The sequence below is a fragment of the Deinococcus radiopugnans ATCC 19172 genome (assembly GCF_006335125.1).
Taxonomy (GTDB): domain Bacteria; phylum Deinococcota; class Deinococci; order Deinococcales; family Deinococcaceae; genus Deinococcus; species Deinococcus radiopugnans.
The window spans coordinates 39135-49767 of the sequence record NZ_VDMO01000027.1 but is presented as its reverse complement, the minus strand read 5'-3'; the positions used below and the strand labels follow the sequence as shown (position 1 = coordinate 49767).

Sequence of the window (10633 nt, the reverse complement as noted above, 5' to 3'; positions counted from 1 at the left end):
ACAGCGAGGCCGTCCACGTTTGGTGCGCTTGACGGGTTGGGGGAGAAGGGGCGCCAGGACGGCCCACTGATTGTCGTTCAGCCGCATCGCCAGAGTGTGCCGCTCCCTGGGGCGGCACACTGTTATCCAATTTCCGGATGACCTCTACTCCGCACTGTGACAGCCCCGTTGCTGAAGGGGAAACGTCGCCCCCGTCTGCATGCAGATGGGGGCTTCGAGAGTGTCGAGTTCATTCAGGGCGTCCTCGCCCGTGGCCTGGACATCGTGGTCGGCGTGCGCTGCTCCCGGAAATTGGAGGATGGACGGCAGGTCCGTGACCTGAGGGTGCGGGGGAGTCTGGTCCAGCCCACCGGGCTGGATCAGCCCATGTGCGTTTCCTGGGTCTGGCTCTACCGCAACACCGAGCCAGAACAACGCTTCGTGATGTCCAATCTTGATCTGGGGGGCAAGTACCTCGCCCGCGTTGGGAAGCGCCGTTGGCGAATCGAGGCCTGCTTTAAAACGGTCAAGGGGAGATTCGGTCTTGAACGTTTCGCCCAGCACAGCAAGCAGGGGGTCATGCGCTGGTGGTGCCTCTCTGGGATGGCCTTCTTGCTCTGCCATCTCCAGAACCTCGATCTGCCCGTGGAGGGAGCAGGCACGTGGCCCGACTGGGGCGAGCTGGCGAGAACCGTACGGTTCTCGTTCGTCCCCGAAGTGCGTCGTCAAGCCCTCCAACTGGAGCTGGACGCGCTCGACGCCTTTCAGCACGCACTTCTCGCCCCCTCAAAATAAACTGCAAGATGTCAGAGAAGAAACCACTGACAACGCCCTGCAATCCACGCTGGAACGCCTGGCAGCCTGGACACCGCAGGCTGTGGCGGTGGAACTTCTGCCGGGCGACGTGGTGCAGGGCTACCAGCTGGAGGGTGGGCTGTACGCCGGTCTGCAGGTGGGCGGCTCTCCTGCGGCGTTGCGGCTGGAGGCGGGGGCGCGAAAACACCGCACCTGGAGTCGGGCCGAGGCTGAGGCGCTGGCCCTTCACCCGGACACGGCCCCCGCCGAACGTGTGCTGGCCTGGCTGGTGGCGCTAGAGCCAGCAAATGCGCTGCTGACCTGGACGCCAGACCTTCAGCTGCCGCCGGATCTTGCCGCAGGCCTGCAGGAATACACGGATCACAAGGGCGAGATTCAGCGTCTGGCCGTGCCGCTGGCCCGTCAGCTGGGCCAGACCCGGCTGCACCACTTTGATGACTTCACGACGAACGCGGCCCTTCAGGAGCGGTTAAAAGTCCTCCCCGAACTCTGGGAGGACGAGGCGTTCATGGCGGGTATTCATTCGTCCCCGGCCATGACGGAAGGTGACGAGCATTTGCAGCGGGCCAACGCTGCTGGGGACTACTGGGCTTACTTGAAGTACGCCAACGGCCCCCGGTGGATCGCCGACAGCGAAACCCTGGAAGTCGGCTCGTATCTGGGGCGGTCCCTGCCCGGCGGCGAACACCGCACCCAGGTCGCGGACTGGAATGCCCGCAACATCTTCATGGCGGCGCGGCTGCGGCACATCACGGCGCTATTTCCTGGTGGACGCGTGCTGGCGCTGGTGGGGGCCGCCCATAAGGGGCCGCTGGAAGCGGTGCTGTCGGCCATCGCTCCGGATCTGCGTCTGGTGGAGTTGTCGGAATTGGAGGGGGGTTAGCGAGCGTCTGGTCCGTACTGCGCCAGAAACGCCGCCCGACTCAGGATGCTCAGCCGCGGCTCGGCCACTTTCGGGGCGCCGCTGTAGCCCCAGCGCATCACGCGCGCCCACAGACGCAAGCGTCGGGCGTCGGCAGGCGGCAGGTCGTAGGTTTCAAAGCCCATCACCGCCATCAGCGGCGAGACGGCGCTGATGCAGAAGATGAATTGCGCGCCCCGCAGGTCGGGCCGGTTCAGCAGATCGGCGGCCACCAGCCGGTAATCCCGCTGCGCCTGCCGGATGCTGGGCCGGCTGATGCCCAGATCCACCATCAGGGGATTGTTGACGTGGAACTCGGCGCAGGGTGCGCCCTTCGGAACCGGGGTGCCGTCGGCCAGCGTGACGCCCTCCAGCGGAAAGGCCACGGGGCCGGTGCGAAAGAGGTTGTCCGCCCGGCCCGCCGTGGGCTGAATGCGGCCCACCCGGTCGAACACATGGTCTAGCGCGATAAAGGCCCGCCGCCGCAACGCTGCCCCATCCACCGGGGCCGCACCTTCCAATTCAGAGACGGTCTTGAAGGTGTAGCCGCGTGCCTTCAACTCCTGCAACAGCCCTGGCAGCATGGGCACGGTGTTGGCTGCTCCTGGCCCGGCGTCGTGCAGGACGACGACGGCGCCGGGGCCAGCGCGGAGCAGCAACCGCTCTCTCACCCCGTCCGGCGTCTGTCCCGCCTGCCAGTCCTGGCCCTCCACGCTCCAGTGGACGCCGCGCACCCCGGCCGCCCGCTGGCCCAGCACCGTCGCCAGGGTGTACGCGCCGTGCGGTGGACGGTGATGCTTAATCGGCTGTCCTGTGGCGTTCGCGGTTCGCCTCACGGCCCGAACCACATCCAGGAATCCGCCCCAGGGCGTGCGAATCCAGGCATGCACGTGTTTGTCGGCATGGGCGGCCACCTCGTGTCCCTCGGCCAGCATCCGGGCGATCAGCTGTGGATGCTCTGAAGCCCGGCCTGCAAGCACGAAGAAGGTGGCCCGCGCGCCCACGGCCTTCAACGCGTCCAGCACGGCGGGCGTGGTCACGGGGTCTGGCCCGTCGTCGAAGGTCAGGGCCAGCTCACGCCGCCCCCGACGGCCCTCGCGGATCAGGCCCAGGTTGGCGAACTGCACGGCCAGCACGGGCAGGACCAGATACGCGCCCAGGGCGGCGAGGGGAAGGAGCCGGGGCCGCCTGCCCCCCTGCTGCCCCCTCTTCCCCTGGCTCACCGGCCCAGTCTCCGCAGCAGCGCCGCCGCCACCCGGTCAGCCGCGTCCGGCCGGCTGATCTGGCGGGCACAATGATTCATGCGGGCATGCTCATCCCCGTCCAGCACCCGTAGAACGGCGGGCCGGAGCTGATGCAATTCCCGCGCCCACAACGCCGCGCCGTGGCGCTCCAGGTAGTCGGCGTTGTGTTCCTCCTGACCGGGAATCGGCTGGTGAATGACCTGCGGCACGCCCAGCGTGGTGGCCTCGGCCACGGTCAGGCCACCGGCCTTGCCCACCACCAGATCCGAGGCGGCCAGCAGTTCGGGAAAATCGCTGGTGTGCCCCAGCTGATGCAGGGTGGCCCCGCCGTGCTGGGTCACCCCCCGCGTCCTGGCCCCGGCCAGCACCAGCACCTGCACGCGCCGTCCCAGGCCGGCCAGTTCGTTCAGGACCGGTTTCAGGGCGCGGTAGGTGCCGGTGCCGCCGCCCGAGATCAGGATCAGGGGCAGGTCCGGGTCCAGCCCGTGTTTGAGGCGCAGGGCCGCCTTGTCGGCCCCGATCAGGGCGCGGTAGGCCGGGGCAATCGGAATGCCCGTGACCTCCACACTGTCCGGCGGAATGCGCCAGCGGGCCATCTGCTCGCGGGCCTCCTCGGTGGCCACCAGCAGCAACTCGGCCTCGGGCCGCGCCCAGTGGTGGTGGACACGGTAGTCGGTGACGATCAGGGCATTCAGAAAATCCACGCCCAGCCGTTGCCGGGCGGTGTTGGACAGCGCGACGGTGGTGGGGTAGGAGCCGACGACGACCTCCGGCGCCACCTCCTGCACGTCGCGGGTCATGCCGCGCAGGCCCAGCCAGCCGAAGGTGCCGGTCAGCGCCCTCGGCTCGGTCTCGGAGTCGGTCCAGTCGTAGAACGCCCGGTACATGGCGGGGGCGTGGCGCAGCCACAGATCGTAGGTGCCGGCGGTCACGGCCCGCTCGACGGGGTTCAGGTAGGCCAGAAAGTCGGCGTGTCGGGCGGCCAGGTCCACGCCCGCCGCCCGTAGCGCCTGATCCAGCGCGTCGTTGGCCTGGTGGTGCCCGCTGCCGAAGGACGCCGAGAGAATCAGTGCCCGCAGCTCTGTCCGGTCTGTCATGTCCGCCTCAGCAGCCACAGCCCCGCTCCGGCAAAGACGATGTTGGCCAGCCATACGCCCAGTTCCGGCAGGGCAGGCAGCGCCGCCGCCACCGTCAGGCCCACGAAGAACAGCAGGTAATACGCCACCGCGATCAGCAGCGCGATGCCCAGACTGACGCCCAGCGTGCGCCCGAAGCGCAGGGCAAAGGGCAGTGCCGCGAGTGCCAGCACCAGATTGCCGAAGGGCAGCGCCAGCTTGCGGTTCAGGTTCAGCCGCGCGGCCTGCCGTTCGGCGTCCCTCACGTCAGGAGCGGTCAGCGCCGTGATCAGCTCCGGCCAGCCCTGCGCGTCCGCCCCGATGGCGTCGGCGTAGGCCGCCAGCGTCTGCTTGCGCGACAGCCCGGTGTCCACGTTCAGCGTGTCGCTGGCCGCCCCTGGAATCACCACGCTGGGAAACACGTCCTGCACCGCCGCGCGGAAGGCGGCCGGATCATTCTCCGGCACAGCGGAAAGTCGCGCCGCCGCCGCGTAGTCCACCGTGTAGACGGTGTAGCCGCGCAGCGAGAGCAGGTTGTTCTCGAAGGTTCCGGCGTCGGCGAAGATCAGGGTGGCCCGCCGGCCCGCCTCTGCCGACCACTTCTCGACGCGCACATTCTTCAGCTCGCGGGTGGCCGGGTCGTAGCCGCCCAGCGCCAGCGTCAGGCCCGCGCCCAGGTCCACCGTTTTGCCCACCAGCTGCGACAATCCGGCCCCGGTCAACCCGTCCCAGTACAGCCCACGCGTTTCCACGTTGGCGCGCGGGGCCACCCACAGGCTCAGCCACACGGCCAGCGCCGTGACCAGCGCGGCCACCACGCCCACGGGCCGCGCCACCCGCCCCAGGCTGATGCCCCCCGACTGCACCGCCACCAGTTCACGCTCGGTGCTCATGCGACCGAAGGCCACCACGGTCATCAGGACCACGGCCATCGGAAAGACCTTGACCAGCGTGTCCGGCACCTGCAGGGCGATCCAGCGCCCGATCAGCGTCACCGGCACCCCGGTCAGCCACTGGCTGGAGATGAAGAAGTACCCGAAGCTCAGGACCGCCGTGAACAGCAGCGTGCCGGCCAGCAGCGGCGGAAGGAGCTCGGCGGTGACGGCGCGGGTCAGGCGGGTCATGGGGCGCCCGTGGTGGGGGAGGCGGGACGCGGGAGGCGGGACGCGGTGAACAGCTCCTCCCGCGTCCCGCGCACCGCGCACGGCGCTCGGTTCACCCCTTGCCCACCGCGAACAGGATCGTGGCCTCCGCCGCCACCTGCCCGTCCACCTCCGCGCGGCAGGTGGTCTTGCCCAGGCCCCGGCGCATGAATTCCAGCTTGGCGTGCAGGTGCAGCGTGTCGCCGGGCACCACCTTGCGCTTGAACCGCGCGCCGTCCACGCCCGCCAGGTAGCCGATGGTGCCGGGTTCCAGAGCCTCGTGCATGCAGAAGAAACTGGCCTGCGCCAGCGCCTCGACGATCAGCACACCGGGCATCACCGGTTCGCCAGGGAAGTGGCCGGTAAAGAACGGCTCGTTCACGCTCACGTTCTTGATGGCGTGAACCTCGCCGTTCTCGACATTGAGTACACGGTCGACCAACAGAAAGGGAAAGCGGTGCGGCAGGGTCTTCATGACCTCTTGAATCAGGATGGGTTGCATGGGGGAACTCCTTGGGGGCGCGGCTGGCCGGAAGAAGGCTCTGGATGCTCCTCCTTGCCGTCCCGCAGCGCTGCTTAACGGCGCAGGTAGTAGTCGCTGGACACCAGACTGTCGCCCAGCACGGCAAGCATGTCCAGCGCCATGCCGGTGCCCACGGCCACGGCCTCCACGGCGTTCTCGGCCACGGAAACGGGAATGCCGGTGGTCTGACGCAGCAACTCGTCGAAGTTGCGCAGCAGGCTGCCGCCGCCAGTCATCACGATGCCCCGGTCGATGATGTCGCTGACCAGTTCGGGCGGGGTGATCTCCAGCACGCGCTTGACCCCCTCCACGATGCGGGTCACGGGTTCGGCCAGGGCTTCGACCACGTCGCGGCTGTCCAGGCTGATGGTGCGGGGCAGGCCGTTGATCAGGTCCCGCCCGCGCACCTCGGCCACCAGATTCTCGGCGTCGTCGACCAGCATGGCGGCGCCCACCTTGACCTTGATCTCCTCGGCGGTGCGCTCGCCGATCAGGACGTTTTCCTTGCGGCGCACGTAGCGGATGATGCTCTCGTCGAATTCGTTGCCTGCCACGCGCATGGACTCGCTGACCACGATGCCGCCCAGCGAGATCACGGCCACGTCGCTGCTGCCCCCGCCGATGTCCACCACCATGCTGCCCAGCGGCTCGGTGATCTTGAGGCCCGCGCCGATGGCCGCCGCCAGCGGTTCCTCGATGAGAAAGGCCCGTTTGGCATTGGCGTTCAGGGCCGCCCGCAGCACGGCCCGGCGCTCCACGTCGCTGACGCTGCTGGGCACGCCCACCATCATCTGCGGCTTGAACCCGAACAGCCGCCCGGCGTTGCCCTGCACCTTGGCCAGGAACATGGTGATCATCTTCTCAGTCAGACCCTCGTCGGCGATCACGCCGTCCTTGATGGGCCGCACCGCCACGATGCCGCCGGGGGTGCGCCCGATCATGCGGTACGCTTCCTCGCCCACCGCCCGGACCTGCTTGCTGTCGCGGGTCATGGCGATGACGCTGGGTTCCTGCAACACCAGCCCCCGGCTGCGGGTATAGATCAGAAACGTCGCCGTTCCCAGGTCAATTCCAATGTCTTCTGACAGCCTCACTCTCTGCACCCTCCGGTCAAAACGCACTGATCGTATCACGCACTACAGGCGCTTCCCGGCCCGGTTCCATGAGTGTTTCAGGATGGGGTGGAAGGGTGACGGATTGAAGTCGGGGCGTCCGTTCCGCGCTACAGGCGCCGCGCCAGGTAGTCAGTCAGCAGGCGGTAGCTGCGGGTCTTTCCGGCGATGTCGCCCGCGCCGTGGCCCTCGTCGGAAAATTCGACGTACTCGAAGTCACGGCCTTCCTGGCGCCCGTTCGCCAGCAGCGCGTCGCGGAAACCTCTGGCCTGATTGATCGGGCAGCGGGGATCGTTGGTGCCGTGCATCATGAACAGGTGCGCCTTTAGATCGGCGGCGTGGGTGATGGCACTGCGGTCCCGCCACAACTCGGCGTTCTCTACCGGATCACCCATCATGGTGCGGAAGTAGTAGCCCAGTTGCGGCATCACGCGGCTGTTGTCCTCGTACAGCCTGTGCAGGTCGGTGATGCCCACGATGGGCACGCCCACCTTGAACAGATCGGGTTCTTTCACCACCGCCATGTAACTGAGGTAACCGCCGTAGCTGCCCCCGAAGATGCCCAGGCGGGTGCCGTCCACCTCTGGCAGCGATTTCAGGTATTCCGCCCCGGCGGCGATGTCGGCCAGGTCGCGCCCGCCCCAGTCCAGCAGGTTGGCGTCGCGCCACGTCACGCCGTAGCCGGTGCTGCCGCGCACGTTGGGGCACAGCACCAGGTAGCCCTGATCGGCCAGAAACTGCGCCTGCGCGTCGAAGCCCCGGAAGAACTGCGCGGTGGGGCCACCGTGCGCGTGGATCAGGGCGGGGGAGGTTTTGCCGTCCTCCAGCTCGCGCGGCCGGTAGAGGATCGCCGGCACCTCCAGCCCGTCCGCCGTGGGGTAGCGGACATACTCGCCCGGCACGAAGTCGGCGGGATCGACGTCGCCGTATTCGGCGTCCAGCAGCACCTCGGTGGTGTCGTCGGCCAAGTGGTACAGCAGCACCTGCGGGCGGGTGGTGGAGGTCACGTAACTGAACAGCAGGTGGCTGCCGCCGTGCGCGAACTGCGTGCCCACCGCCAGACCGGGCGGCAGCTTCAGCTCGCGGGCCTCGCCCGTGGCCGTGTCGTACAGCACGGGCGTTAGTGTGCTGTCCACGTTGCGAATGACGCTCAGCCAGCGCCCATCCGGGGAGAACTGGCCCGCCGTTTCCTCGATGCGCTCGTCGGCAGGGGTGAGCCACTGCACTTCGCCCGTCTCCACCGTGAGCAGACCCACCCGCCGATTCCCGTCTGCGTCGCTGTTGGCGGCCACGCGCTTACCGTCCGGGTGCCACTCGCCCACGCTGTCCTGGCTGCCCTCGCGCACGCGCAGCACGCGGCGCAGGCTGGAACCGTCGGCGCTCAGCACGTAACCGTCGGTGTTTCGTAAATCCGCGCTCTCGTTGGTGGTCAGGGTCAGCCGCGTGCCGTCGGGACTCCAGGCGGCGGCCTGGGTGGCATTGGGCAGGGTGGTCAGCACCGTCCAGGCCGCCTCTCCCTCTTTTTCAAGGTCATAGACCTGCACGTTCATCTGCCCGCCGCGCGTGCTGTTGACCAGCAGCCGCGTGCCGTCGGGGTGCGCGTCCACCGCGTAGTCCATGCTCTGCGGCGCGTGCTGAAGGGCCGTGACCTCGCCCGACGCCAGCGCCAGAGTGAACAGCGCCTGCCGTTCGTCGCCGTCCTGATCGCGGCTCAGGAAGATGCGCGAGTCGTCCGTCGCCCACACGAAGCCCGCGCGGATGGCTTTGGGGGCCTGCCCATCGGTGACCTGCCGCTGCTCGCGGGTCTTCAGGTTCAGCGTGTACAGCTCGAAGCGCCCCGTCCAGTCAGCGTAAAAGGCCACCTGATCGCCGCCGCGAGAGACGTTGAGGGCCGAGACCGTCGGCAGGGCCGCCAGGGCTTCCAGGGAGATGCGTTGGGGCATGTGAGGGAGTGTTTCATACCGGGCCGGGGGCACGGCGCGGGAAGCATGGTAGGCCAATCGGCCTAGCGGGGCAGCTAGCGTCCCTGCGCTACCCTCACGCCATGACCTCCACACCCGCCACGGACACCGCATGGGAAGCCCTCCAGACCCGCTGGCAGGAACTGGCCGATCTGGGCGGCATCGGCTCGCTGCTGGGCTGGGACCAGAGCACCTATCTGCCCGCCGGGGCGGCGGCGGGGCGCTCGCGCCAGCAGTCGCTGCTGTCGCGCCTGGCCCATGCCCGCGCCACCGACGCCGAGTACGGCAGGCTGCTGGACGGGGCGCAGAACCGCAGCGATCTCTCGCCCGCGCAGACGCGCATGGTGGCCGTGGCCCGCAAGAACTTCGAGGAGGCCACCCGCCTGCCCGCCGATTTCGTGGCCGCCTGGAGCCAGCACGGCGGCGACAGCTACAGCGCGTGGACGACGGCGCGGCCCGACAACGACTTCGCGCGCATGGTGCCGTATCTGGAAAAGTCGCGCGACTTCAGCCTTCAGGCGGCCGCCTACTTTCCCGAATTCAGCGATCCGATGGACTACTTCATCGATCAGTCCGACGAGGGCATGACGGCCCAGCAGGTAGGCGACGTGTTCAGCAAACTGCGTGAAGCGCTGGTGCCGCTGGCCGACGCCGTGATTGGGGCTGGGCCGCCCCGCACCGACTTCCTGGGCCGCCATTACGACAGCGGGGCGCAGCTGGCCTTCGGCGAAGCGGTGATCCGCGATTACGGTTATGACTTCACGCAGGGCCGCCAGGATCTGACGCACCACCCCTTCATGACTCGGCTGGGCGGCCACGACGTGCGCATCACCACCCGCGTCAAGACGAATGATCCGGGCGAGGCGCTGTACTCCACGTTGCACGAGTCCGGGCACGCCATGTACGAGCAGGGCGTCCGGGACGACTTCCTGGGCACGCCCATCGGCGGCGGCGTCAGCGCCGGGGTGCACGAGAGCCAGTCGCGGCTCTGGGAAAACCAGGTGGGGCGCAGCCGTGCGTTCTGGGCCGCCTACTTCGGCAAGTTCCGCGACGCCTTTCCCGAGCAGCTCGCGGACGTGTCCGAGGAGGAGATGCACCGCGCCGTGAACACCGTGGCCCGTTCTCTCATCCGCACCGACGCCGACGAGCTGACCTACAACCTGCACGTCATCACCCGCTACGAGCTGGAGCGCCAGTTGCTGGGCGGCACGCTGACCGTGCGTGACCTGAACGACGCGTGGCACGCCGCCTATCAGCAGAACCTGGGCCTGCGCGCCCCCAGCGACGTGAACGGGGTCTTGCAGGACGTCCACTGGTACTTCGGCAGCATCGGCGGGGCCTTTCAGGGCTACACGCTGGGCAACGTCCTGAGCGCGCAGTTCTACGCCGCTGCCGAGGCGGCCAATCCGGGCCTGGAGGGCGACATCGCCCGCGCCGACTTTTCCCGCCTGCACGGCTGGTTGAAAGAAAACGTGTATGCGCCCGGCAAGCTGTACAAACCCGCCGAACTGGTGGAGCGGGCCACCGGGCAGGCCATGACCGTGGAGCCGTACCTGAAGTACCTGCGCGAGAAGTACGGGGAGCTGTACGGGGTGAGCTGAACAGAACTGGCAATCAGGGGAAGAAGCCGCCCCCTCCACTCCACCGAAACAGCAACCGAAGGCCGTCGGGCGCGTAGCGCACGGGCCGAACGCAGCGTCACGGAGCCGGGCATCAGACCTGGAGGCCGCCGCCCTCTCCCGCCCTCCAGGCCCACTCCTCCTGCCCAGTGCAGCGCCGCTCCCCCGGCCCCCCTGGGGATGAGGGCTGGGGGGTGGGGCTGCCCGAATGACGCTCCGGC

General features: G+C 68.4%; 9 protein-coding genes and 1 pseudogene. 3 read left to right on the top strand and 7 right to left on the bottom strand.

The features are described from left to right. Nucleotides 1-87, bottom strand: a pseudogene (locus FHR04_RS17890) (IS5-like element ISDds9 family transposase); the annotation flags it as partial. 69 nt (nt 88-156) lie between these two features. Here FHR04_RS17890 and FHR04_RS17885 point away from each other — a divergent pair. Beyond that, nucleotides 157-774, top strand: a complete 618-nt coding sequence (locus FHR04_RS17885) for a transposase (protein WP_139404580.1) — start codon at nt 157-159, stop codon at nt 772-774. A gap of 88 nt (nt 775-862) precedes the next feature. Then, on the top strand, nt 863-1678 hold the full coding sequence (locus FHR04_RS17880; RefSeq protein ID WP_139404579.1) for a DUF5694 domain-containing protein: 816 nt from the start codon (nt 863-865) through the stop codon (nt 1676-1678). On the opposite strand, the gene FHR04_RS17875 is transcribed toward FHR04_RS17880, so the two are convergent. From FHR04_RS17875 to FHR04_RS17850, 6 genes are all read right to left on the bottom strand, one after another. Next, a complete protein-coding gene (locus FHR04_RS17875; RefSeq protein ID WP_039685479.1) occupies nt 1675-2919 on the bottom strand; it encodes a polysaccharide deacetylase family protein in 1245 nt (414 codons plus the stop codon). The two genes, FHR04_RS17880 and FHR04_RS17875, sit on opposite strands and share 4 nt — an antisense overlap. Next, nucleotides 2916-4037, bottom strand: coding sequence for an MGDG synthase family glycosyltransferase (locus tag FHR04_RS17870; protein WP_170214013.1), 1122 nt, complete (start codon nt 4035-4037; stop codon nt 2916-2918). Before FHR04_RS17870 ends, FHR04_RS17875 begins: the two co-directional genes overlap by 4 nt. Beyond that, nucleotides 4034-5179: an LptF/LptG family permease gene (locus FHR04_RS17865; protein WP_139404577.1), complete on the bottom strand. Its 1146-nt coding sequence runs from the start codon at nt 5177-5179 to the stop codon at nt 4034-4036. The genes FHR04_RS17870 and FHR04_RS17865 overlap by 4 nt, the downstream gene beginning before the upstream one ends. Nucleotides 5180-5270: 91 nt before the next feature. Next, a complete protein-coding gene (gene fabZ / locus FHR04_RS17860; RefSeq protein WP_039685472.1) occupies nt 5271-5699 on the bottom strand; it encodes a 3-hydroxyacyl-ACP dehydratase FabZ in 429 nt (142 codons plus the stop codon). Nucleotides 5700-5773: 74 nt separating this feature from the next. Then, the gene (gene mreB, locus FHR04_RS17855; RefSeq protein WP_039685470.1) at nt 5774-6814 is read right to left on the bottom strand and encodes a rod shape-determining protein; all 1041 of its coding nucleotides are present in this window, start codon (nt 6812-6814) and stop codon (nt 5774-5776) included. A gap of 128 nt (nt 6815-6942) precedes the next feature. After that, nucleotides 6943-8775: a S9 family peptidase gene (locus FHR04_RS17850; RefSeq protein WP_139404576.1), complete on the bottom strand. Its 1833-nt coding sequence runs from the start codon at nt 8773-8775 to the stop codon at nt 6943-6945. Between the two features lie 101 nt (nt 8776-8876). Here FHR04_RS17850 and FHR04_RS17845 point away from each other — a divergent pair, with 101 nt between their 5' ends. Next, nucleotides 8877-10394, top strand: a complete 1518-nt coding sequence (locus tag FHR04_RS17845; protein ID WP_139404575.1) for a carboxypeptidase M32 — start codon at nt 8877-8879, stop codon at nt 10392-10394. The last annotated feature ends 239 nt before the right edge of the window (nt 10395-10633 follow it).